Genomic DNA, 21955 nt, shown 5'->3' on the forward strand with positions numbered 1-21955 from the left:
TTTTCTGCCCGGAAAGAGGTAGTAACCTCTTTGGGGGCTGAAACAATGCTAAAGACACATGCCAAGTACGGCCTGGGACAAGTTGTGCGACATAAGAAACATCCCTTCCGAGGGGTGATTTTTGACGTGGATCCAGAGTTTTCGAATACCGAGGAATGGTACGAAGCCATCCCCGAAGACAGTCGGCCGATCAAGGATCAGCCGTTCTATCACCTGTTGGCTGAGAACGACCAATCCTTCTATGTAGCTTATGTTTCAGAACAAAATCTGATCGAGGACCGATCGGGTGAGCCGGTTGAGCATCCCGACATCCCTAACATGTTCGGCCCATTCGAAGATGGATCCTACCCGCTGCACTTCCATCTGAACTGAGCGGGGCGGCGCGCCTGCGCGTTGATCAATACCCCAACGCGCAACCGTCCTTTCTGGGGTCACTGGCCCCCTCCAAAACACCGTCTTCACGGATTCGTGTGGCCTGTGCGCCACCCAGTGGAGTTTCTGGGACCTCCACAGTGTGACCCATTTCGCTTAATTGTTGAGCAACCGCTTCGGGGAACCCGCGCTCGAGCTTCAGGATGCCTCCGTCGGCGAAGGCACGGGGAGCGTTGATGGCCTCTTGCAGGTCAAAACCGAAATCCATCAGGTTTGACACGAACCGCGCATGTCCTGTGGGTTGATACGCCCCGCCCATGACGCCGAAGGGCATCGTAACGCGTTCGTTCTCGGCCAGCATGCCGGGAATGATCGTGTGCATCGGGCGTTTGCCGCCACCTAGCTCATTTGGGTGCCCGGCTTGCAGGGTGAAGCCTGCGCCGCGGTTTTGAAGCAAGATGCCGTATTTCTCGGATGCGATCCCCGAGCCGAAGCTGTGGAAGATCGAATAGATCAACGACACGGCCATCTGATCGCGGTCGACGACTGTAATGTAGACGGTGTCCTTGTGAATCGCTTCGGTCAGCGGGGCGGCAGCGGGCATGGCCTGTTTCGGATCAATCAAAGCCGCGAGGGATGCGGCGATGTCTTTGTCCAAAAACTGCTCGGCCCGTGCCATATGATCGGGATCTGCGATGAAACGGTTGCGCGCGTCATAGGCCAGTTTTGTCGCTTCGGCCTCGATATGCACTCGTTCCGCGCCCAATGGGTCCATGCTGGCAAGGTCAAAATGCTTGAGGATATTGAGCAGCAAGATCGCCGTTGCGCCTTGGCCGTTGGGGGGGTGCTCGACCAGATCAACGCCGTTATAGGTGCCGCGCATCGGTTCGGAGGGGGTGCATTGGGTCGATTGGAAATCCTCGGCGGTGTGGAGGCCCCCCAAGGCGGAAAGGGCGGCGATCATATCCTCCGCGATTTCACCTGAGTAGAAGGCCTCCCGGCCATCTTTTGCGATCCGCCGCAAAACCTCGGCCTGTTTTGGCGCGCGGAAGACCTGACCTGTCTTGGGGACTTGCCCGTGGATCAGATAGTGATCCCGCGCGGCCCCCTGGAGGGTCGGTTCACCGTTCTGCCAGTCGAAAGAAACGCGTGGAGCAACCGGCACACCCTGTTCTGCATAGTGAATGGCCGGTTGAAGAATGGCATCCAGCCCCAGTCTGCCTTCGGTCTGGCTGAGATGACAGAACGCGTCGACCGCGCCCGGAATTGTAACCGCGTCCGGGCTGGTCAAAGGCACCGAAGTCAAGCCCCGATCCCGTAGCGCGCTGGCTTGCGCAGCAGCAGGTGCCCGGCCCGAGCCATTCAACGCTCGGATCTGGTTTTCCCCCGCACGGTTGTAGAGGACAAAGCAATCGCCACCCAAACCGGTCATCTGCGGCTCGCAAATCCCCAGCAAGACCGCTCCGGCAATGGCTGCATCCATGGCGTTTCCGCCACGTTCCAGAATGTCGACGGCGGTTTTCGCCGCAAGGGGGTGCGAAGTCGCACACATCCCGTTTGTGGCCAGAACTTCGGACCGGCCCGGCTTGTGTAAATCCCGCATCATCACCCCCCTATTTTGAACAACGCGAAACTATCGCGCAGGGAATGATTGTCCAGTTCTTCAATGAGGGGAGGGAGGTTCCTCGGCGCCGTTCACTGGGTGGGGGCTGTGACACTCGGCGCCGAGGGAAGCTATCTGAGCTACGGTGATATATTTGACAGTCGTTTGGGGCGGCGTAATGGTTCGAAAAAGGCCTTATTGTGGCCATTTCGCGTCAAATCCCTCGGTTCATTCTGGCATAGGGACGTCGAACCGCAGTGACAAGAGATTGCAACCATCGCGACGCTCATACCGAATCTCGCTTGTCAGTTCGTGAATCAGATACCACCCGAAACCCCCTTCTGGCAGGTCCTGCAGGCTGGTCTCAACCGAGGCCGGGGTCCCATCCGGAGGTTTGCAGCCGGGCAGCGGACGCCCCGTATCCGATATCAGAATGTCCAACTGGTTGTGCTCCAACCGGCAACAGACCTGCACTTTGGCGGGTTCAATGTCAGAATAGGCATGTTCGACGACGTTGTTGATCGCTTCCGCCAAGGCGATCTTCACATCGTCCGCTTTTTCAACAGGCAAGCCGTGTTTGGCCAGGCCTGCGCTCAATTTCGCAATGCCAGCGCTTGCTTCCGTTTCTATCGCTGGAAAACTCAGTTGCAGGCAGGTTTGATCACTGGACGGCGTTACACACATCTACGTTGGCCGCGTTACTCTGCTTGCGCCGACAGCGCGTCGTCGAGGGAATCGAACAACCTGAAAACGGTGTCCATTCGTGTCAGGCGAAACACTTTTTCGACCACGGGTTGCAGCCCGGCCAGATCCAGTCGGCGCTCGCTTCCGATTTGTTTCATCGAGGCGACGATGGCCCCCAATCCGCTTGAATCAATGAATTCCACGCCTGCCAGATCCAGAACGATGCGAGCTGCGTCACTTTCTGTTTCGCGGCGCATGTCTTCCTTGAACTGGATGGCGATGGCCGCATCTATCCGTTCCGAATGAACGGTGATGATCTGTGCCCCTTCGGTAGTTGTGCTGGTCAGCGCCATGATTGACCGCCCTTTTCAGCTGAAATTGCGTCGTAGAAATACGCTAGACGGCAATTCTTAACATTCGGTATTCAAGTTCCGGCAAGAGGAGGGGTTTTCGATGAAAGACGTAGTGATTGCAGGCGCGGCCCGTACACCCATGGGAGGGTTCCAGGGCATGTTTGATGGCGTTCCCGCTGCCGAACTTGGTGGAACCGCGATTCGCGCCGCCTTGCAGCAGGCGGGTGCGGAGACTGTCGACGAAGTCCTGATGGGCTGCGTGCTTCCGGCGGGGCAGGGACAGGCCCCAGCGCGTCAGGCGGGGTTTGCCGCCGGGTTGGGTGAAGAGGTGCCCGCCACGACCCTCAACAAAATGTGCGGCTCGGGTATGAAGGCCGCCATGATCGCGTTTGATCAGATCGCATTGGGCCACACAGATACCATGATCGCGGGCGGGATGGAGAGTATGACGAACGCGCCGTACATGCTGCCCAAGATGCGCGGCGGTGCGCGGATCGGGCACGGGCAGGTTGTGGATCATATGTTTCTGGATGGGCTTGAAGATGCCTATGACAAAGGCCGTCTGATGGGAACTTTTGCCGAAGACTGCGCCGAGACCTATCAGTTCACCCGCGAGGCGCAGGATGAATATGCGCTGCGATCCCTTTCGAACGCGTTGGCTGCCCAAGACAGTGGCGCGTTTGATGGGGAAATTGCCGCGGTTACGGTGCAAACCCGCAAGGGGGCGCTGGTGCTTGAGGCGGATGAGCAGCCCAAGTCCGCCCGACCCGAGAAAATCCCGACGCTGAAACCAGCCTTCCGCAAAGACGGCACTGTAACGGCGGCAAATTCCTCCTCCATTTCTGACGGAGCGGCCGCTCTCGTTCTGGCCTCTGTAGACACCGCTGAGGCGAAAGGACTAACCGTCCGCGCGCGCGTTTTGGGCCACGCCAGCCATGCGCAGGCCCCGGGCCTGTTCACAACCGCTCCGGTTCCTGCGGCGCAAAAGCTGCTTGAGCGTCTGGGCTGGACCAAAGATGATGTGGACCTGTGGGAGGTGAACGAGGCCTTCGCCGTGGTTCCGATGGCTTTCATGCACGAATTGGGCCTGCCGCGCGACAAGGTCAACGTCAATGGCGGAGCCTGCGCCCTGGGTCACCCAATCGGCGCATCTGGTGCCCGGATCATGGTCACCCTTCTGAACGCTCTGGAAAAACGCGATCTGAAACGCGGGATCGCTGCGATCTGTATCGGAGGCGGAGAGGGCACGGCGATCGCCATCGAACGCATTTGACCCTCTGAGCTTTTGCAAATACTCCGGGGACTGGGGGCGTCGCCCCCCAAGACCCGGATCGGAGCAATGCCAATATGACCGTCGACTATGACACCCTTGCCAAAACCATCGCCTCGCTGACCGAAGGCGAAACCGATCAGATCTCCTTGATGGCGACCATCGCGTGTGAGGTGCATTACGCCGATGATCGCTTTGACTGGACAGGGTTCTACCGCGTCACCGAACCGGGCCTGCTGAAGATCGGCCCGTACCAGGGTGGCCACGGCTGTCTGGTCATCCCGTTCGAGCGCGGCGTGTGCGGCGCAGCCGCGCGCACGGGTGAGGTGCAGCTGGTTCCGGATGTGGATGCCTTTCCGGGTCATATCGCCTGCGCATCTTCTACAATGTCAGAGCTTGTTTTGCCGGTGCACGATGCCTCGGGCGCCGTTATTGCTGTGTTTGACATCGACAGCGACCAGCCGGATGCTTTCACGGATGTGGACGCGTCCGAACTGACCAAAATTCTTCAGAACGTTTTCTCCGCCTAGCTGCAACCCTAACTAAATCCTTGTGTTACTTGGGTTTGGTCTCTGGTCTTATGATTTGTCGTGAAAAAATGCTTTGAAATTTCACGGAACTGAGGCATCGTGAAAAACGTAACAGGAATTTCACGAGAATCGGAGTCCAGCTTTGAACACGCAAACCCCTCAGCGCGCGACGCTCGGAGCGGACTTGCGGGCTTTGCGTAAGGCAAGGGGTTTGACGCTGACTGAAATTGCCGACCGCCTGAACCGCTCGGTCGGGTGGCTGAGTCAGGTTGAAAGGGACATGTCCGACCCTTCAATCTCGGACCTGCGTCAGATCGCAGAATGCCTGGGTGTTCCCATGTCGATGCTATTCTCACATTCCGCCGCCCCGGTCGAGGAGCAAGGCTATGTGGTGCGCGCCGTGTCACGACGCCCAATGGGTTCGGGCGAGGAAGGCTTGATCGAAGAACTTCTGTCGCCAGACCTGACCGATGATTTCGAGATGGTGCATTCCACCTTTGAGCCCCGATCCAAAATGCAAAAACCCGCGGACCGGCCAACGCAGGAGGTCGGATATATGATCTCGGGCCAACTGGACCTGACGATCGGTGCACGGCACTTCACGGTCGGGCCGGGTGACAGTTTCCGCATCAAGCACGAACCCTATCAATGGGCAAACCCCTATGATGAGCCCGCCGTGGCCATCTGGGTCATTGCGCCTCCGGTGTACTGATGAGCTTTGAGGCCTGGACTATATTCGCGCTGTTCTGGGTGGTGTTCGTCACCACTCCGGGGCCGAATGCGGTCAACTGTATCTCAAACGGTATGAGCTTGCCCTTCCCGAAGGCGATGCTTGGGGTGCTTGCGATCCTGACACAGGCCAGCGCGTTTCTGATCTTGTCAGCGCTGGGTGTAACGGCCCTGATCGCAGCCTCACCTACCGCCTTCTTCATCGCTAAACTGGTCGGGGCTGGGTTTCTGATCTGGGTCGGTATTCGCGGATGGATCAACGCGAAACGGCCGGCGCCTGCCACTGAGCGCCCTGCGCGGCATGTCTATCTGCATGCGCTTGCGGTGGCGACAATCAATCCAAAAAGCGTTGCTGGCTATCTGGCGGCTTTCTCGCAATTTGTGCAGCCCGACGTGCCGATCTGGCAGCAGATGGGGGTGATCATGCCGACCGCTCTGATCATCACGACGCTCAGCTATACCGGCTTTACCCTGCTGGGCGCGCTGATGGGCAAGGCGGCGTTGGGGGCTGTGTTCAATATCTGGGTCCGCCGGATCATGGCGACCTGTTTCATCATCTATGGCGTGTTGCTGGGTGCCAGCTCTGCGCCCGCAGCAAGGGGGTAGCTATATGCAGACGGGATCCTGCCTTTGCGGCAAAGTCGCGTTTACGATTGACGGATACCTCTCGCCGCCCTCTGCCTGCCATTGCGGTCAGTGCCGCAAACAATCGGGTCATGTCTGGTCATCGACTTGGACACATCAGGACAACTTAAGCTTCACCGCCAGTGACACGCTGCGTTGGTTCCGCGCCTCAGAGACCGCCCGGCGCGGGTTCTGCAGCGAATGCGGCTCATTCCTGTTCTGGCAGCACAACAAAGAAGACACGATTTCGATCTCGATGGGGGCGCTCAGCGCACCGACGGGACTGAAACTCTCAAAGCACATCTTTGTCGCGGACAAAGGTGACTACTACGACATCTCAGACGATCTGCCCCAGCGGGCACAGTAACAGAGGATCAAAACACATGAGTGATTTTCCAACCAAGGCCCGTGTGGTCATCATCGGTGGCGGCGTTGTCGGCTGCTCGTCCCTGTATCATCTGGCTAAGAAGGGCTGGACCGACTGCGTTCTGCTGGAAAAGAACGAACTGACGGCAGGGTCTACATGGCACGCGGCGGGTAACGTGCCGACGTTTTCGACTTCGTGGGCGATCATGAACATGCAGCGCTATTCGACCGAACTGTATTCGCGTCTGGCTGAAGAAGTCGACTATCCGATGAACTACCACGTTTCGGGGTCGATCCGTCTGGCGCACAGCAAAGAACGCATGCAGGAATTCGAACGCGCCATGTCGATGGGCCTGTACCAGGGCATACCGATGGAGATGTGGACCCCAGAGCAAGCGAAAGAGCGGTATCCGTTCCTTGAAACCCATGATCTTGAGGGCGTGCTGTACGACCCGACCGATGGCGACATCGATCCGGCGCAGCTGACACAAGCCTTCGCTAAAGGCGCGCGTGATCTGGGCCAAAAAATCATCCGCTTCTGCCCGGCCACCGATGTAACGCAGCACGATGACGGCACTTGGACCGTTCACACCGAAAAGGGCGACATTGCCTGTGACTATGTCGTCAACGCAGCCGGATACTACGCGCAGCGCGTCGGTGAGATGTTCAAACCCTATGGCGGCCGCATGGTGCCCGCCATGGTCATGAGCCACCAGTACCTGCTGACTGACGAAGTCCCCGAGGTTGAGGCATGGTCTAAAGAAAACGGCGGCAAACTGCCTCTGCTGCGCGACGTGGATATCTCATATTACCTGCGTCAGGAAAAGAACGGCTTCAACCTTGGCCCCTATGAGCCTAACTGCAAGGGCGAGTGGATGACCGAAGACGATCCGATGCCCGAGGATTTCAGCTTCCAGCTTTGGAATGACGATCTGGACCGGATCGAGGACATCATCACCGACGCGATGGAGCGGGTGCCGCTGATGGCAACCTCGGGCGTTGGTCGCGTGATTAACGGCCCGATCCCTTACGCGCCGGACGGTCTGCCGATGATCGGCCCAATGCCCGGTGTGAAAAACGCGTTTGAGGCGCACAGCTTCACCTTTGGCATCGCGCAGGGCGGCGGTGCAGGCAAGGTGCTGGCCGAATGGATCGTCGATGGCCACACCGAGTGGGATATGTGGGCCGTCGATCCGCGCCGCTACACCGACTACACCGATCAGGACTACTGCAACCAGAAGGGCATGGAGGTCTACGGCAACGAATACGCCATGCACTTCCCGCACCATGAATGGCCTGCTGCGCGCGACAAGAAGCTGTCGCCAGTCCATGCCAAGGTCAAGGAACTGGGCGGCGTCATGGGCGTCTATAACGGCTGGGAACGCGCCAACTGGTTTGCAAAGCCGGGCGACGACACCTCGCTTGAGGCCACGCATACATGGGGTCGCTCGGGCCCGTGGGAGCAGCGCATCAAGGAAGAGTGCGAAGCTGTCCGCGACAATTGCGGTGTGCTGGACCTGCCGGGTTTCTCGCGTTTCATGGTCAAAGGTGAAGGAGCGGCAGAAGCTCTGCGTGGCCTGATCACCGGTGGTCTGCCCAAGATTGGCCGCATCAACCTCGTCTACATTTCGGACGACCGTGGCCGTATCCTGACCGAGATGTCCTGTATCCGACTAGGCGAGGATGAGTTCGTGATGATCACAGCCGCCACCGCGCAGTGGCACGACCGTGACATCCTGATGTCCGCCATGCCCTCCAGCGTTTCTGTCGAGGACGTCACTACCACTCGTGACACGCTGATCGTGACCGGCCCGAAATCGCGTGAGATCCTCTCGGGCCTCAGCGATGCGGATCTGTCCACCGGCTGGCTGTCTCATCAGTCCGCGACGGTTGCGGGCAAACCGGCCTTCCTGATCCGCGTCTCCTTCGCCGGAGAGCTGGGTTGGGAGGTTCACGCCCTCAACGAAGACATGCCAGCGATCTACGACGCAATCCTCGACGCGGGTGCGATCCCGTTCGGCATGTACGCCCTGAACTCGCTGCGGATCGAGAAAGGCTACCGTGCGTGGAAGGGCGATCTGTCGACCGACTACTCGCTACTGGAAGGCGGGCTGGAGCGGTTCGTTAAACTGGACAAACCGCAGGACTTCCCCGGCAAGGCCGCGATCCTGAACGAAAAGCAACAGGGCGTGAAGAAATCCTTTGTCACGCTGACAGTGGACGCAGGCGATTGCGACGCGCCTTACATGTCCTGCATTTGGCAGGGCGATCAGATCGTGGGCGAGACGACCTCGGGCGCCTGGGGCTATCGTGTTGGCAAGTCTATCGCGCTGGGCATGGTCAAGACCGAGGTCGCAAACCCGGGCACGGAGCTTGAGGTTGAGATCTACGGCCATAAGTACCGCGCCGTTGTTCAGGAAGACCAGCCGCTCTGGGATCCCGCCAACGAGCGTCTGCGCGCTTGATCCCTTTGGGGATTGCCAAATTGGCACAAAACTCCAAGCTGGGGCCCATGGCGGGCCCCAGTCTGCCTTTCACCAAAGTCCAAATCGGAAGGCTGAAATGACGATCCCTGCACATATGTCCGGCGTTTACCTCACTCATCACGGCGGGCCGGAGGCTTTGCAGTGGCGCGAGGATATTCCCGTTCCAACGCCCGGTCCCGGGCAGGTTCTGGTGCGCGTCGCGGCTGCCGGGGTCAACAACACGGATATCAATACGCGGGTCGGGTGGTACTCTTCGGACGTGACCGGGGCCACCGATGATGTCGATCAGGATGTCGATGCCGGAGGGTGGGGCGGCGCGCTTCAATTCCCTCGAATTCAAGGCGGCGACCTGTGCGGCATTGTCGAAGCAGCTGGTCCGGTTTCAGGGTTTCAACCCGGTCAGCGCGTGACCTGCCCGATCAATCTGCCGCGCCCGCGACCTGGCCATCCACAGGGGTTTATTGCCTTAGGCTCTGAGATTGATGGCGCCTTTGCCCAATACTGTCTGGTCGAGGCGGATGATCTCTACGATGTCTCTGCCTCGCCCCTGTCAGATACCGAGATCGCAGCCATTCCCTGCGCCTTTGGCACTGCCGAGAACCTTTTGACCCGCGCCGGGGTCACCGCTGGCCACAAGGTGCTGATCACAGGTGCTTCGGGCGGTGTCGGTCTGGCCGCCGTGCAACTGGCCCGCCTGCGCGGCGCGTCCGTCTGGGGCATAACCGGTGCCGCCAAGGCCGAGGTTGTGAAATCCCAAGGCGCGGTTGAGACCTTTGATCGCGATGCTGCATTGCCTGCAGATACGTTCGACGTCGTGATCGACGTGGTTGGCGGCCCGACTTGGGCGGGCCTCGTGCTGGCATTGAAACCCAGCGGGCACTACGCCGTATCAGGTGCGATTGCGGGCCCGATGGTGCAGGCCGATCTGCGCGACATCTACCTGCGCGATATCACCATTCACGGCTGCACTCACCAATCGCCTGAGGTGTTTGGCCGTCTGGCTGAGCTGATGAATGCCGGTCGGATCAAGCCTTTGATTTCCCGCACCTATCCCCTAAGGGATATCGCCAAGGCACAAGAGGATTTCCAATCCAAAGCGTTGCCGGGGAAATTGGTGCTGATCCCGTAAGGAGTTTATGACATGGCCGAAATTACTCTGTTAGATGGCTCGATCGGGCAGGAGCTGGTCAAGCGCAGCGGTAAACAACCAACGCCGCTCTGGTCGACGCGGGTGATGATGGATCAACCGGAATTGGTGCGCGAGGTTCATGCGGAATACTTCCGACGCGGGGCCACTGTTGCGACAACCAACACCTATGCCGTCCACCGCTCGCGCCTTGTGCGCGAAGGGATCGAGGATCAGTTGGCGCAATTGATCCACACTGCCGTGTCTCAGGCCGATCTGGCGCGCGCAGGAAACGAAGGGCGCATCGCTGGGGCGCTTGGGCCGCTATTGGCCTCTTACAGACCCGATCTTGAGCCTGATCCAGAAGAGGCCGGGCGCAAATTCGCTGAACTGGTCGCGCTTATGGGGGATGGTGTGGACCTGATCCTGATCGAAACCGTCTCGTCGGTGATGGAGGCCGAAGGTGCCCTGAGGGGCACTGCTGGCTGTGGGAAACCTGTGTGGCTGGCCCTGTCTCCGATGGATGAGGACGGAACGCGCCTGCGATCTGGTGAGCCGTTGGATCAGATTGCCCCCTTGGTCGAGCGTTACAATCCGCAAGCCGTGTTGATCAATTGCACCCGTCCCGAAGCGGTTCCAGCCGGGCTTGAGATATTGTCAGGGATGGGGCTGCCCTACGGCGCCTATGCCAATGGGTTCACGCATATCGCCAAGGGGTTTTTGCAAGACGCCCCTACGGTTGATAGTCTCGCACAGCGCCACGATCTCAGCCCCGAGGCTTATGCCGATCACGCGATGGCCTGGGTCGACCAAGGCGCGACAATCGTTGGCGGATGCTGCGAGATCGGCCCGGATCATATCGAGGCCCTCGCGCGTCGCCTGCAGTCAGCCGGTCATCGGATCGTCTGAACCGACAAGGGAACGGTATGTCCGAGACACCATCGCCAGCCTCCGACACGCGTCAGACCAGTCCCGTGCATTTCGACATTCTGGTCGCGCCGGGCTTTGTGCTGCTGGAACTCGCGTCGCTAGTGGATGTTCTGCGGATTTCCAATCGGGTATCTGCAACGCCGCCGTTCACCTATACCTATCGATCCCTGCGTGGCGGTCCGGTGGCAAGCAGCAGCGACGCAACGGTTCAGACCGAAACCATCCCGAACCAACCCGATGCCACCTATCTTTTTGTGATCGGCAATTCGAACCCGGATCACCCCGATCTGTCTTTGGGTCGGGTGGTGTCGAACTATACCTATCGCGGCGCACAGGTGTTTTTGTTGGCCGAAGCGGCAAGCCGGTATATCGACGAGCAGGGCACAGCCGATCTGGCAACCCATTGGGAAAACGCCTCATTCCTGCGTGAGCGCGGTGCGCGGTTCGAAGCGAAACTGTCCATCGCAACCGAGCGCGGCGCAGTTGTCACCTGTGCAGGTATGGGGGCCACCACCGATATCGCGCTGGTCGTGATCGGGCGGCATATCTCGGGGCCCACGCAATTGACCGTGGCGGACGTCATGCTGCATGAAAACATCCGCGATTTTTCGTCGATGCAGCCGTTCTCGGGCGCGAAAAACACCGCGACTGGGGACAAGAAACTGGATCATTGCATCAAGCTAATGCAGGCCAACATCGAAGACCCTTTGCCGATCCAGGATCTCGTGGACAGCCTGAATATCTCGAATCGATCTCTTGAGCGAAAGTTCAAAGCATTCTTCGGCACTACACCCAACGGGTTCTATCGTGAAATGCGATTGGCCAAGGCCAACAACCTTTTGCTGAACACCACCATGAGCGTGCGCGAAATAGGTTTGGCCTGCGGTTTTCCGAACGGGTTCTCATCAGTTTACCGGAGTTTTTTCGGTGTGACGCCCTTTGTGATGCGCCAACAAAAGAGACAAGCTGCGCAGAGATGATTTTTGCGGATGCGATGACGTTTTTGATGGATTCCGCGCCGATTTTTCATGCCATTCAGGGACAAACCTGAACGAACGGAGTCTTCACTATGGTTGATCTTCCCAGCAAGGCCCGCGTGGTCATCATCGGCGGCGGCGTGATCGGATGCTCGGTTGCCTATCACCTGACCAAGAAGGGCTGGAAAGATGTTGTGCTGCTTGAGCGAAAGCAACTGACCAGCGGCACGACCTGGCATGCGGCCGGTCTGATCGCGCAGCTGCGCGCGACGGCGAACATGACCAAGCTGGCGAAGTACAGTCAGGAACTCTATGGCTCGCTCGAGGAAGAAACCGGCGTTGCGACAGGTTTCAAACGCTGTGGCTCAATCACCGTCGCGCTGACCGATGAGCGCAAGGAAGAGATCTTCCGCCAGGCCGCCATGGCCCGCGCCTTTGGCGTTGAGGTCGAAGAGATCTCGAACGAGCGCGTAGCCGAGCTGTATCCCCATCTCAACATCGAAGACGTCAAAGGGGCTGTGTATCTGCCGTTGGACGGGCAGGGTGACCCGGCGAATATCGCGCTGGCGCTGGCCAAGGGCGCGCGCCAACGCGGTGGTATTGTGAAAGAGCGTGTGAAGGTCACCGATGTCGTCAAGCAAGGGCGCAAGGTCACCGGCGTTGACTGGGTTGCCGACGATGGCAGTGCCTCCGGCCACATCGAATGCGATATGGTGGTGAATTGCGCTGGGATGTGGGGCCACGAAGTGGGTCGCATGGCGGGCGTGAACGTTCCTTTGCATGCCTGCGAGCATTTCTACATTGTCACCGAGGGCATCGATGGCCTGACACAGCTGCCGGTTCTGCGCGTCCCGGATGAATGCGCTTACTACAAGGAAGACGCAGGCAAAATTTTGCTCGGCGCGTTTGAACCGAACGCTAAGCCCTGGGGCATGAATGGTATCCCCGACAGCTTTGAGTTCGATCAACTGCCCGAGGATTTCGACCATTTTGAACCAATCCTCGAAGCGGCGGTGAACCGTATGCCGATGCTGGCCGAAGCCGGTATCCACACCTTCTTCAACGGACCTGAATCTTTCACTCCCGATGATGCCTATCACTTGGGTCTTGCGCCCGAGATGGACAATGTCTGGGTCGCGGCGGGCTTCAACTCGATCGGTATCCAGTCGGCCGGTGGCGCGGGCATGGCGTTGGCCGAATGGATGGACAGCGGTGAGAAGCCGTTTGATCTGGGCGATGTCGACATCAGCCGGATGCAGCCCTTCCAAGGCAACAAGCAGTACCTGTTCGAGCGCTCGAAAGAGACTCTGGGCCTGCTCTACGCCGATCACTTCCCCTACCGTCAGAAAGCCACGGCACGCGGAGTGCGGCGAACTCCGTTCCACCATCACCTGTTGGAACAAGGCGCGGTCATGGGGGAATTGGCCGGTTGGGAACGCGCCAACTGGTTCGCCAATGACGGGCAGGAACGCGAATACCAATATAGCTGGAAGCGTCAGAACTGGTTCGAAAACTCTGCCGCAGAACACCGCGCCGTGCGCGAAAATGTCGGCATGTATGACATGTCCTCCTTCGGGAAAATCCGCGTCGAAGGCCCCGACGCCGAGAGGTTCATGAACTACATCGGCGGCGGCGACTACTCGGTGCCGAGTGGCAAGATTGTCTACACCCAGTTCTTGAACCGCGCCGGCGGGATCGAGGCCGACGTAACCGTGACCCGCCTGACCGAGACCGCCTACCTGGTCGTCACGCCAGCCGCGACCCGTCTGGCGGATCAATCATGGATGCAGCGCCATGCGGGCAACTTCAACGTCGTCATCACAGATGTGACCGCCGGCGAAGGCGTTCTGGCCATCATGGGGCCGAACGCGCGAGCTTTGCTCGAGAAAGTCTCGCCCAACGATTTCTCGAACGCGGCCAACCCATTTGGTACGGCACAAGAGATCGAGCTTGGCATGGGCCTCGCCCGCGCGCACCGCGTCACCTATGTGGGTGAGCTGGGGTGGGAGATCTATGTCTCCTCAGACATGGCAGGACATGCGTTCGAGACGCTGCACGCAGCCGGGCAGGACATGGGTCTTAAGCTGTGCGGCATGCACATGATGGACAGCTGCCGCATCGAAAAGGGCTTCCGCCATTTTGGGCATGACATAACCTGTGAAGATCACGTGGTTGATGCCGGGCTTGGTTTTGCCGTGAAGGTCGACAAGGGCTGTGACTTCATCGGCCGCGAAGCCGTGATCGCGCGGAAAGAGAGCGGTCCCAAAAACCGTCTCGTGCAGTTCAAGCTTACCGATGCCGAGCCGCTGTTGTTCCACAACGAACCTATTGTGCGCGACGGTGAGTATGTCGGCTACCTGAGTTCCGGCAACTACGGCCACACTCTGGGTGGTGCTATCGGTCTGGGCTATGTGCCGTGTGAAGGCGAAAAAACTGCGGATGTTCTTGCATCGAGCTACGAAATCGACGTTTGCGGTGTCAAAGTAAAGGCCGAGGCGTCTTTGAAGCCCATGTATGATCCCAAGTCCGAGCGCGTGAAAGTCTAACCCGCAGAACAGGGGGCTCTGCCCCCGCCGCGGCAAGCCGCGACTCCCCCGGGATATTTAGGGCCAGATGAAGCAGGGGATCCAGTCTTCATCTGGTTAAAAATATCCCGGAGCGCGAGGCAAAGCCTCGCTTAAAAGCGCGGTTTCGAAGTCGACCCATCACAATTCGTTATGTGCGACTTCACTGTTTTCAGAGTTTTCAACCCTTCCGGAACTGCCGTAAATGGGTCCGATACTTATCGGAGATTTCTCGTGGCGACTGCCTCCTCACCTTCACAGAATGCGGACACTCCAAAAGGGTTTGTGCTGGCGGTTTCTGCCTATGTCATGTGGGGTTTCCTGCCACTTTATATGAAAGCGCTTAGCCATATTGGCCCGGTCGAGGTTGTGGCGCATCGGGTCATCTGGTCTGTGCCGGTGGCGGGGCTTCTGCTGGTCTATCTGGGGCGGACACGCGACCTCAAGGCGGCGTTGGGCAATCCCAAGATGTTGGGAATGGCGGCTTTGACGGCGGCGCTGATCTCGGTGAACTGGGCGATTTATGTCTGGGCGATCTCAACCGGGCATGCGCTGGATGCGGCACTCGGGTATTATATCAACCCTTTGTTCAGTATCGCCTTGGGCGCTGTATTGCTGCGAGAACCTCTGACGCGCGTGCAACTGGTTGCTGTTGGTCTGGCGGCTTTGGGCGTTTTGGTTCTGGTGGTCGAGGCTGGGCGTCTTCCCTGGGCGGCGCTGGGTTTGATGGTGAGTTGGGGATTCTACGCCTTCTTCAAAAGGTCTTTGCCGATTGGCCCCAATCAGGGGTTTCTGCTTGAGGTTCTGATCCTTTTGATCCCCGCGATCGCCTATGTGACGTGGCTGGGGGTTCAGGGAACCGGGCATTTCGGAATACTGGCCTCGGATACTGTCTTGCTGTCCTGTGCAGGCGTCGTGACGGCGGTGCCTTTGCTGGTCTATGCCAATGGGGCCAAGCTCGTCAGGCTGTCGACGATGGGTATCCTGCAATACATCGCGCCCACCATGATCTTCATAACCGCAGTTACCGTGTTCGGAGAACAGATTGACCGGGCCCGAATGATTGCCTTTCCTCTGATCTGGGCGGCGCTTGTGGTGTATTCGATCCCGATGATCCGACAGGCGAGGGCTCAGGCCTGAAGCAGAAGACGCGCGGCGCTTTCGGCCCAAATCGCGTAGGTTTTGGGGCTGGGGTGGTATCCATCCGGCGCGGCCAGAGCGGGATCATTCGGTAAATCCAGTGACAAGTGTCGGAGTTGCGGATGGGCAGCAACGACCTGTTGCAGACCACGATCCAGGCGCTCGGATTGTCGACCCAATACCCATGCCAAAGGATGGGGCAGGGACGGAAAGCGGTTCATCTGCGGTACTGCCGTTACCACAACGCGTCGCGCACCGAAGCGTTGGGTCAGCATCCTGGCCAACTGGTTTTGCCGTTCAACGAAGCGTTTATAGGTCACGCCTCGGGTCACGTCGTTCACGCCGAGCGCGGTGACGACCGCATCGTATGTGCCTCCAATCGTTTGCAACCTCTCAAGCGTATCTCGTGTCGTGTGTCCGGTTGTTGCCTCCAACCGCCATTCGACCGAGTGATGCCGCTCCAAGTGTTTGACCAAATGGCCTGACAGCGCCTGTTCTTGCGTGCCCGCGCCTACGCCGGCGGCAGAACTGTCGCCCGCAATCAACAGGCGCAGGCGAGGCCCACGGCCCGTTCGCCCTTCGCGCGGACCAATCGGTTCCGGCAGCAGCTGGGCCTTGCGGCGCACAGCCAAGCCCTGCGCCGCCAGAACTGGCAGCAGGGGCACACGCAGAATCTGATCGGCGGCAAGCGGATTTGACATGATCAGCTTAGGGCGGATTTGAATTCCAGAAACCGGGGGTCGGTCATCACCCGGGCCATCATCGCTTCACGCAGGGCACCAATGGTCTTGTGAGGGCGCATCACAACCTCGAACTGCTGGATCAAACCCTCGTCGTTTAGCGTGATCAGGTCCACGCCGACCGCATCCAGATCTCCGACCTTGCATTGAAACTCCAGCGCCCAGTCATTGCCGCTGCCCATGATCCGTCGATAGCGGAAGTCGGAAAATACCTTACCCACATGGCCCAACACCGCCGCAACCGGCGCGCGGCCGGTCCATGTGCTGTAGTAGGTGGGCGGCATGAAGCGGACGTCCTCGGCCAAAAGCTCGTGAATGAGGTCTTCGTCCCCTTTGGCGACAACCTCTTGCATGCGTTCGATTGTTGGATGCATGACCTCTCCCCTTTTGCCTCAACGGTTCACGATACGCGCGCCGCGCGCAAGGACGACGTTGCGGGAAGTGGCGCTGTGGGATAGGCACGCGGGCATGAGCGAGACCTACGATCCCCCCCAGACACCGCTGGATGTGCTGCATGAAGATGCGCAATTGATTGTGGTGAACAAGCCCTCGGGCTTGTTGTCGGTGCCGGGGCGAGGTGCGCATTTGGCGGATTGCCTGCTGACCCGCGTGCAGGCGGTGTTTCCGCAGGCCCTGCTGGTGCATCGGTTGGACCGGGATACCTCGGGCGTGATGGTGTTTGCGCAGACGCCCCATGCGCAACGCAATCTGAGCATGCAGTTCGAGCAGCGACAAACCCGCAAAACCTACATTGCTCGCGTTTGGGGGTGGGTTGAGGCCAAAACGGGGACGGTTGATTTGCCGTTGATCGTCGACTGGCCGAACCGACCGCGCCAGATGGTGTGTCATGATACGGGCAAGCAGGCCGTCACCGATTGGCGTGTCGTCAAATACGAAGGTGACACGACGCGCGTGCGTTTGTTTCCGAAAACCGGTCGCTCGCATCAGTTGCGCGTTCACATGCTGGCGTTGGGCCACCCGATTCTGGGTGACCCGTTTTACGCCGAAGGCGCAGCGCGCGATTTCTCACGCCTCATGCTGCATTCCGAGGAATTGCGCCTGAAAAGCCCCGAGGGCGGCGTGGCGATGAAGTTTCGTGCCAAGGCGGATTTCTAGGTTTAGGCCATGTTGGTCCACAACAGTTTCAGGTTCCCGAGGGAAATCCGGCGCGAACGTTTGCGGCGCGCGGGTTGTGCGCGGTGTCGATCTGCGGCCAGTTCGCGCTCGATCTCATAGGCACGAAGCTTGTGATCCTGCGACCAGCGTTCAAGTTTCAGGTGCATCAGAACATGGTTGTCTAGGCTGGGCATATTGGGCCTCCGGGTTTTTGAAATCTGACCCAAATTCGCGCACCACTCCTGACACCCTCTTGTCAGGGGGATGTGCTAGGCTGTCAGCAGTTTGACAGGAGACCCCGACATGAGCCGCTCGACCCGGTTGTTCGAAATCATCCAGATGCTCAGGGCCGCAGATGCGCCCGTGACGGCCGATCAACTGGCCGAAAAGCTCGAGGTGTCCACGCGCACAGTCTACCGCGATATCGCCGAGCTACAGGCGCAGCGCACACCGATCGAGGGGGAGGCAGGTGTCGGATATCTGATACGGCGCGGCTATGATCTGCCACCGTTGAATTTCGACGCCGAAGAGGTTGAGGCGCTGTGGGTCGGGCTATCGATGCTGGCGCGCACCGGGGACAGTCATCTGCAACGGGCGGCACGGCGCATCTGTGACAAGATCGACGCGCTCCATTGTCCTGCCGATTGGCTGCAGGTCTCGACTTGGGGTGCGCCGGTTGACGATCCCGCGAAAGGATGCATCCCAGTGGCAAGCTACCGCGAAGCTATACGGGCCGAGCAGAAACTACGCATCACCTATGTAAACGGCGCGGGCGAACGCTCTGAGCGAGTCGTTCGGCCTGTGGCTCTGATCTACCACATCGAATGCACGATGCTCGCCGGGTGGTGCGAGCTGCGGGGCGGGTTCCGGCATTTCCGGACGGACCGTATCTGGGCCTGTGAAGACACGGGCCAGAGTTTCCGGGGCCAAGGCAGTTCGCTGCGGGATTTGTGGAACGAGCAAGAGCGTAATGATCCGGCCACACAGACCGTCTGAACCTGTATGGGCGGGGATTCGCCGACTTCACCGCATTGTTGCTTGAGCCTGCGCAACGCTGCCGTGATATACTGATCTGCAACAAGGCAAACCCGATCAACGGGGGCCGGAGCAGAAGGTGATACCATGACGATTTCCAAGTTTTTTCTGGCAACCGGGCTATGCTCGGCCATGACTCTGGTGGCCTGTACCGATCCGGGCACGTTGAACCTGCCCTCCGATCCGAATCAGAATGCCAAGCAGGGCGCGGTTTTGGGTGGTTTGGTTGGTGCTGGTGTCGGCGCAATCGCGAATAATTCGAACCCTCTTTTGGGCGCGGTGGCCGGCGGTGCCATCGGTGCAGCTGGAGGAGGCCTGATCGGCAACCAGCTCGACAAACAGGCCGCAGAATTGCGTCAGCAACTGGCCAATGACGGGATTACCATCGTCAATGCGGGCGACCGGCTGATCGTGACCGTTCCCAATGACATCACCTTCGACACTGACAGTGCGACGGTCCGCCCGGCCTTGCGCGCCGATCTGGTGCGGGTTGGTCAGAACCTCGTGAATTATCCAAACTCGAACGTGCAGATCATTGGTCACACCGACAGTGATGGCGAGGCCTCCTATAACCAAGGCCTGTCCGAGCGTCGCGCCAATGCGGTTGCAGATGTCCTTCAGGCGAACGGTGTGAACTACAGCCGGATCGTCACCATCGGGCGCGGTGAAGATAACCCGGTTGCCTCGAACCTGACGCCGGAAGGCAAATCGCAGAACCGCCGGGTCGAGATCGTGATCGTACCCAGCGCAAACTCGTAATTCTATGTGCATTGCGGGCGGTCTTGGGGCTGCCCTTTTGCGCGAACGATCTGTGCAAGAAATGGGGTTTGGATCAGGCGCGTCTCGGTCTACCTATTGGGAAACACTGAAACGGAGTTTCCCGCAATGTCCCAACCGACCCTTCTTGGCCTGTCCGGTTCCCTGCGTCAGTCAGCAACAAACCGTAAGCTTCTGCGCGAGGCGGCACGCCTTTTTGATCCTGCCAGCTTTGTCGAAGCGGATTTGAACCTGCCCCTCTATGATGGGGATCTGGAAGAGGGTGAGGGTATCCCAGCCGCCGTGCAAACGCTGGCTGACCAGATCGCGCAAGCGGATGCGGTGATTATCTCCACACCGGAATACAACAAGGGGCCGTCGGGCGTGCTGAAGAATGCTCTGGACTGGGTCAGCCGCACGTCGGGCAAACCTTGGGCCGACAAGCCGGTTGCAGTAATGTCCGCCGCTGCGGGTCGGGCCGGAGGGGAGCGCGCCCAGATGGTCCTTCGCGCCTATTTGGTGCCGTTCCAACCGCGCATTCTGCAAGGCCCCGAGGTCCATCTGGCCGACAGCTCCAACGCGTTTGACGACGGGGGACGGCTGACTAGCGAGCGCTATGAAAAGACCATCCATGCGTTGATGCAAAAGCTGCGGGCCGAGGTCGGGCGTCTTTAGGCGGATAGGGTATGCATCAGGATCGGCAAAGCGATGTGATGGACCCGGCCCGGGCGGTGGCCTTGCAAGTTGCGCTGGGGGTGGAGCCTACGATCTCTGACGGTTCTGCGTTGCCACCGTTCTTTCATCAGCTTTATTTCTGGTCTCCGCGCACGCCGTCTGATTTGGGGCGCGACGGGCACCCTCGGGTCGGGATTGGCCTGATTCCGGACATGAGCCTGCCGCGCCGGATGTGGGCCGGAGGGCGGTTGTACTTCCATACCCCCCTGCGGGCAGGTGCAGAGGCCGAGCGGCATTCCGTTCTGGAGAAACAGAGCCGCAAAACCGGGCGCACTGGGCCATTGGGGTTTGTCACGCTCAAGCATGAGATCTGGCAGGATGGGGCGCTCTGCGTCACCGAATGGCAGGATCTGGTCTATCGAGAAGATCCCGCTTTGGACGCGGTGAAGCCAACGCCGCCCGTGGCGCGTCGTGACGAAACGGAACGCCGCGAGGTGCGCTTCGACAGCTCCCTGTTGTTCCGGTATTCCGCGCTTACTTTCAACGGCCACCGGATCCACTACGATCTGGATTATGCGCGCGATGTCGAAGGGTATGGCGGGCTGGTCGTACACGGGCCGCTATTGGCGCAACTGCTGATGCTGTTTGCAGAGGAGGTGACCGGCCCACTGACGCGCTTTTCCTTCAGGGCAACCGCGCCGCTTTTGCATTTCGAGACGGCAACACTCTGCCGCAATGGGCAAGACCTGTGGGTTCGAGGTCCCGACGGGCGGCAGTGCATGCAGGCAGAAGCGCAGTCAGAGTGACGCTTCGGGCCGAAAATCGCCGGGGATTTCATCGCGACCGTCCAGCATGAGGTCCGCCATCACCTCGGCCACTTTCGGGGCCATGCCGAAGCCGATCTTGAAGCCACCATTGGCGATGAACTGACCGTCGTGCAGCGGGTGCGCGCCCAGCATCGGAGCGCGGCTTTTGCTGCGAGGGCGAACACCGGCCCATCGCTCGATCACCTCGGCACCGTGCAGCACGGGAACCGCGCGGGTGGCGCGGTCGATCACATCCTCAAGCGCGTCGTCGGTGCTGGTCGGGTCATCATAGTCCCTCTCAGAGGTCGAGCCGATGGCAAGCGTTCCGTCTGCATGCGGCACGATATGGATCGCATCTGCAAAAAGCTGTGGCACCGCACCCGCATCAAAGCGCAGCAAGGCCGCCTGTCCCTTGACGCCATTGCCGACAGTTTTCCCGAAGCTCTGGTTGAGCGCCTGCAACCCGGCGACACCTGTCGCATGCAGCACATGGCCTTTGTCCGGGGCCTCAGCGACGACCTCAACCCCCATGACCGAGAGCGCCGCAACCAGCGCGGCACAGGCCCGGCGCGGGTGCATCCGCGCGGTCAGGGTGTCGTGGATGACATAGCCGGTCGGGCTGGGCGGGCACCATTGGCCTGCCTCCGATGTGGACAGCACCTGCCACTCGGCCAGACCCTGCCACAGCTCTTGCGCGGTGGTATGCCGTTGATGCGCCAGCTGCAGGCTGCGCTCATCCATGATCGGTTGCAGACGTCCCAAACGCCCATAGCCGGCTGAGACCCCTCCGGTTGCTTCGACCTGCGCCCAAAAGGGTTCGGCCATGATCAGGCTGTCGAACTGAAAGGCCTTCTTGGCGTTCCAGTTCTCGGGCACATGCGGGGCCAGGGCGCCGACCAACCCACCGCTGGAGCCCGCGCCGGGGCCAAAGGGATCGACGACCTGCACCTTTGCGCCGCGCCGGGCGCAGATCCAGGCGATGGACAGGCCAAAAATGCCAGCGCCGCGTACCGTCACATCGACCATTGCCAAACCCCTCTTCCTTGTTCAGTCTCGCGCCGCTTAGCTACAGG

24 protein-coding genes are annotated in these 21955 nt (G+C 59.6%); 17 read left to right on the forward strand and 7 right to left on the reverse strand.

Annotation, left to right across the window (positions count from 1 at the left end; all coding sequences use genetic code 11):
- Nucleotides 1–45 precede the first annotated feature (45 nt).
- Nucleotides 46–372, forward strand: coding sequence for a heat shock protein HspQ (gene hspQ, locus ACR3FB_RS01980; RefSeq protein ID WP_170375556.1), 327 nt, complete (start codon nucleotides 46–48; stop codon nucleotides 370–372).
- Nucleotides 373–397: 25 nt separating this feature from the next.
- Here hspQ and ggt read toward each other — a convergent pair whose 3' ends face one another.
- The 3 genes from ggt to ACR3FB_RS01995 all read right to left on the reverse strand — a co-directional run bounded on the left by ggt (nucleotide 398) and on the right by ACR3FB_RS01995 (nucleotide 3012).
- Entirely contained in the window at nucleotides 398–1975 is a 1578-nt protein-coding gene (gene ggt / locus ACR3FB_RS01985; RefSeq protein ID WP_480563718.1) for a gamma-glutamyltransferase, read from the reverse strand.
- A gap of 228 nt (nucleotides 1976–2203) precedes the next feature.
- Nucleotides 2204–2572 carry an ATP-binding protein gene (locus ACR3FB_RS01990; RefSeq protein ID WP_480563721.1) on the reverse strand — a complete coding sequence of 123 codons (369 nt, stop codon included), beginning with the start codon at nucleotides 2570–2572 and terminating at the stop codon, nucleotides 2204–2206.
- A 101-nt stretch (nucleotides 2573–2673) separates the two neighbouring features.
- Nucleotides 2674–3012 (reverse strand): STAS domain-containing protein, encoded by a 339-nt coding sequence (locus tag ACR3FB_RS01995; protein ID WP_425083569.1) that lies wholly within the window; start codon nucleotides 3010–3012, stop codon nucleotides 2674–2676.
- 100 nt (nucleotides 3013–3112) lie between these two features.
- On the opposite strand from ACR3FB_RS01995, the gene ACR3FB_RS02000 reads away from it, so the two are divergent.
- From ACR3FB_RS02000 to rarD, 11 genes are all read left to right on the forward strand, one after another.
- Nucleotides 3113–4285, forward strand: coding sequence for a thiolase family protein (locus tag ACR3FB_RS02000; protein ID WP_425083568.1), 1173 nt, complete (start codon nucleotides 3113–3115; stop codon nucleotides 4283–4285).
- 74 nt (nucleotides 4286–4359) lie between these two features.
- A complete protein-coding gene (locus ACR3FB_RS02005) occupies nucleotides 4360–4812 on the forward strand; it encodes a GAF domain-containing protein (protein ID WP_475218469.1) in 453 nt (150 codons plus the stop codon).
- 142 nt (nucleotides 4813–4954) lie between these two features.
- The gene (locus ACR3FB_RS02010; protein ID WP_170375545.1) at nucleotides 4955–5524 is read left to right on the forward strand and encodes a helix-turn-helix domain-containing protein; all 570 of its coding nucleotides are present in this window, start codon (nucleotides 4955–4957) and stop codon (nucleotides 5522–5524) included.
- Nucleotides 5524–6147: a LysE family translocator gene (locus ACR3FB_RS02015; RefSeq protein ID WP_170638275.1), complete on the forward strand. Its 624-nt coding sequence runs from the start codon at nucleotides 5524–5526 to the stop codon at nucleotides 6145–6147. The genes ACR3FB_RS02010 and ACR3FB_RS02015 overlap by 1 nt, the downstream gene beginning before the upstream one ends.
- Before the next feature lie 4 nt (nucleotides 6148–6151).
- A complete protein-coding gene (locus ACR3FB_RS02020) occupies nucleotides 6152–6532 on the forward strand; it encodes a GFA family protein (protein WP_480563724.1) in 381 nt (126 codons plus the stop codon).
- A gap of 16 nt (nucleotides 6533–6548) precedes the next feature.
- Nucleotides 6549–8996 (forward strand): GcvT family protein, encoded by a 2448-nt coding sequence (locus ACR3FB_RS02025; RefSeq protein WP_480563727.1) that lies wholly within the window; start codon nucleotides 6549–6551, stop codon nucleotides 8994–8996.
- Between the two features lie 97 nt (nucleotides 8997–9093).
- Complete coding sequence (locus ACR3FB_RS02030; protein WP_480563730.1) at nucleotides 9094–10146, forward strand: alcohol dehydrogenase family protein; 1053 nt, start codon at nucleotides 9094–9096, stop codon at nucleotides 10144–10146.
- A 12-nt stretch (nucleotides 10147–10158) separates the two neighbouring features.
- Nucleotides 10159–11052, forward strand: coding sequence for a homocysteine S-methyltransferase family protein (locus ACR3FB_RS02035; RefSeq protein WP_480563732.1), 894 nt, complete (start codon nucleotides 10159–10161; stop codon nucleotides 11050–11052).
- 17 nt (nucleotides 11053–11069) lie between these two features.
- Nucleotides 11070–12053, forward strand: coding sequence for a GlxA family transcriptional regulator (locus ACR3FB_RS02040; RefSeq protein ID WP_480563734.1), 984 nt, complete (start codon nucleotides 11070–11072; stop codon nucleotides 12051–12053).
- Nucleotides 12054–12142: 89 nt separating this feature from the next.
- Entirely contained in the window at nucleotides 12143–14596 is a 2454-nt protein-coding gene (locus ACR3FB_RS02045; protein WP_480563736.1) for a GcvT family protein, read from the forward strand.
- 252 nt (nucleotides 14597–14848) lie between these two features.
- Nucleotides 14849–15754 carry an EamA family transporter RarD gene (rarD, locus tag ACR3FB_RS02050; RefSeq protein WP_425083562.1) on the forward strand — a complete coding sequence of 302 codons (906 nt, stop codon included), beginning with the start codon at nucleotides 14849–14851 and terminating at the stop codon, nucleotides 15752–15754.
- On the opposite strand, the gene ACR3FB_RS02055 is transcribed toward rarD, so the two are convergent.
- The gene (locus ACR3FB_RS02055) at nucleotides 15745–16455 is read right to left on the reverse strand and encodes an SGNH/GDSL hydrolase family protein (protein ID WP_170719699.1); all 711 of its coding nucleotides are present in this window, start codon (nucleotides 16453–16455) and stop codon (nucleotides 15745–15747) included. The two genes, rarD and ACR3FB_RS02055, sit on opposite strands and share 10 nt — an antisense overlap.
- A gap of 2 nt (nucleotides 16456–16457) precedes the next feature.
- Nucleotides 16458–16868 (reverse strand): nuclear transport factor 2 family protein, encoded by a 411-nt coding sequence (locus ACR3FB_RS02060; protein WP_170719697.1) that lies wholly within the window; start codon nucleotides 16866–16868, stop codon nucleotides 16458–16460.
- A 94-nt stretch (nucleotides 16869–16962) separates the two neighbouring features.
- On the opposite strand from ACR3FB_RS02060, the gene ACR3FB_RS02065 reads away from it, so the two are divergent.
- Entirely contained in the window at nucleotides 16963–17610 is a 648-nt protein-coding gene (locus ACR3FB_RS02065) for an RluA family pseudouridine synthase (protein ID WP_170719695.1), read from the forward strand.
- Between the two features lie 2 nt (nucleotides 17611–17612).
- On the opposite strand, the gene ACR3FB_RS02070 is transcribed toward ACR3FB_RS02065, so the two are convergent.
- On the reverse strand, nucleotides 17613–17804 hold the full coding sequence (locus tag ACR3FB_RS02070; protein WP_480563738.1) for a hypothetical protein: 192 nt from the start codon (nucleotides 17802–17804) through the stop codon (nucleotides 17613–17615).
- A 109-nt stretch (nucleotides 17805–17913) separates the two neighbouring features.
- Here ACR3FB_RS02070 and ACR3FB_RS02075 point away from each other — a divergent pair, with 109 nt between their 5' ends.
- From ACR3FB_RS02075 to ACR3FB_RS02090, 4 genes are all read left to right on the forward strand, one after another.
- Nucleotides 17914–18606, forward strand: a complete 693-nt coding sequence (locus ACR3FB_RS02075; protein WP_480563740.1) for a helix-turn-helix transcriptional regulator — start codon at nucleotides 17914–17916, stop codon at nucleotides 18604–18606.
- Nucleotides 18607–18732: 126 nt separating this feature from the next.
- A complete protein-coding gene (locus ACR3FB_RS02080) occupies nucleotides 18733–19404 on the forward strand; it encodes a YiaD family glycine zipper/OmpA-like lipoprotein (protein ID WP_480563742.1) in 672 nt (223 codons plus the stop codon).
- A gap of 126 nt (nucleotides 19405–19530) precedes the next feature.
- Nucleotides 19531–20076, forward strand: a complete 546-nt coding sequence (locus ACR3FB_RS02085; RefSeq protein WP_170552461.1) for an NADPH-dependent FMN reductase — start codon at nucleotides 19531–19533, stop codon at nucleotides 20074–20076.
- An 11-nt stretch (nucleotides 20077–20087) separates the two neighbouring features.
- Complete coding sequence (locus ACR3FB_RS02090; protein WP_480563744.1) at nucleotides 20088–20882, forward strand: HTD2 family dehydratase; 795 nt, start codon at nucleotides 20088–20090, stop codon at nucleotides 20880–20882.
- On the opposite strand, the gene ACR3FB_RS02095 is transcribed toward ACR3FB_RS02090, so the two are convergent.
- On the reverse strand, nucleotides 20874–21908 hold the full coding sequence (locus ACR3FB_RS02095) for an NAD(P)/FAD-dependent oxidoreductase (protein WP_480563746.1): 1035 nt from the start codon (nucleotides 21906–21908) through the stop codon (nucleotides 20874–20876). The two genes, ACR3FB_RS02090 and ACR3FB_RS02095, sit on opposite strands and share 9 nt — an antisense overlap.
- Nucleotides 21909–21955 lie beyond the last annotated feature (47 nt).

Source organism: Ruegeria sp. AO1 (assembly GCF_056535985.1).

What these genes read in the sequence shown, in the direction of transcription:
- ACR3FB_RS02075 (WP_480563740.1), top strand. Translation starts at nt 17,914, where the DNA reads ATGAGCCGCTCGACCCGGTTGTTCGAAATCATCCAGATGCTCAGGGCC.
- ACR3FB_RS02070 (WP_480563738.1), bottom strand. Translation starts at nt 17,804, where the DNA reads ATGCCCAGCCTAGACAACCATGTTCTGATGCACCTGAAACTTGAACGC.
- ACR3FB_RS02015 (WP_170638275.1), top strand. Translation starts at nt 5,524, where the DNA reads ATGAGCTTTGAGGCCTGGACTATATTCGCGCTGTTCTGGGTGGTGTTC.
- ACR3FB_RS01995 (WP_425083569.1), bottom strand. Translation starts at nt 3,012, where the DNA reads ATGGCGCTGACCAGCACAACTACCGAAGGGGCACAGATCATCACCGTT.
- ACR3FB_RS02065 (WP_170719695.1), top strand. Translation starts at nt 16,963, where the DNA reads ATGAGCGAGACCTACGATCCCCCCCAGACACCGCTGGATGTGCTGCAT.
- hspQ (WP_170375556.1), top strand. Translation starts at nt 46, where the DNA reads ATGCTAAAGACACATGCCAAGTACGGCCTGGGACAAGTTGTGCGACAT.
- ACR3FB_RS02080 (WP_480563742.1), top strand. Translation starts at nt 18,733, where the DNA reads ATGACGATTTCCAAGTTTTTTCTGGCAACCGGGCTATGCTCGGCCATG.
- ACR3FB_RS02095 (WP_480563746.1), bottom strand. Translation starts at nt 21,908, where the DNA reads ATGGTCGATGTGACGGTACGCGGCGCTGGCATTTTTGGCCTGTCCATC.
- ACR3FB_RS02025 (WP_480563727.1), top strand. Translation starts at nt 6,549, where the DNA reads ATGAGTGATTTTCCAACCAAGGCCCGTGTGGTCATCATCGGTGGCGGC.
- ggt (WP_480563718.1), bottom strand. Translation starts at nt 1,975, where the DNA reads ATGCGGGATTTACACAAGCCGGGCCGGTCCGAAGTTCTGGCCACAAAC.
- ACR3FB_RS02055 (WP_170719699.1), bottom strand. Translation starts at nt 16,455, where the DNA reads ATGTCAAATCCGCTTGCCGCCGATCAGATTCTGCGTGTGCCCCTGCTG.
- ACR3FB_RS02060 (WP_170719697.1), bottom strand. Translation starts at nt 16,868, where the DNA reads ATGCATCCAACAATCGAACGCATGCAAGAGGTTGTCGCCAAAGGGGAC.
- ACR3FB_RS02090 (WP_480563744.1), top strand. Translation starts at nt 20,088, where the DNA reads ATGCATCAGGATCGGCAAAGCGATGTGATGGACCCGGCCCGGGCGGTG.
- ACR3FB_RS02035 (WP_480563732.1), top strand. Translation starts at nt 10,159, where the DNA reads ATGGCCGAAATTACTCTGTTAGATGGCTCGATCGGGCAGGAGCTGGTC.
- ACR3FB_RS02030 (WP_480563730.1), top strand. Translation starts at nt 9,094, where the DNA reads ATGACGATCCCTGCACATATGTCCGGCGTTTACCTCACTCATCACGGC.
- ACR3FB_RS02040 (WP_480563734.1), top strand. Translation starts at nt 11,070, where the DNA reads ATGTCCGAGACACCATCGCCAGCCTCCGACACGCGTCAGACCAGTCCC.
- ACR3FB_RS02000 (WP_425083568.1), top strand. Translation starts at nt 3,113, where the DNA reads ATGAAAGACGTAGTGATTGCAGGCGCGGCCCGTACACCCATGGGAGGG.
- ACR3FB_RS02005 (WP_475218469.1), top strand. Translation starts at nt 4,360, where the DNA reads ATGACCGTCGACTATGACACCCTTGCCAAAACCATCGCCTCGCTGACC.
- ACR3FB_RS02045 (WP_480563736.1), top strand. Translation starts at nt 12,143, where the DNA reads ATGGTTGATCTTCCCAGCAAGGCCCGCGTGGTCATCATCGGCGGCGGC.
- ACR3FB_RS02085 (WP_170552461.1), top strand. Translation starts at nt 19,531, where the DNA reads ATGTCCCAACCGACCCTTCTTGGCCTGTCCGGTTCCCTGCGTCAGTCA.
- ACR3FB_RS02020 (WP_480563724.1), top strand. Translation starts at nt 6,152, where the DNA reads ATGCAGACGGGATCCTGCCTTTGCGGCAAAGTCGCGTTTACGATTGAC.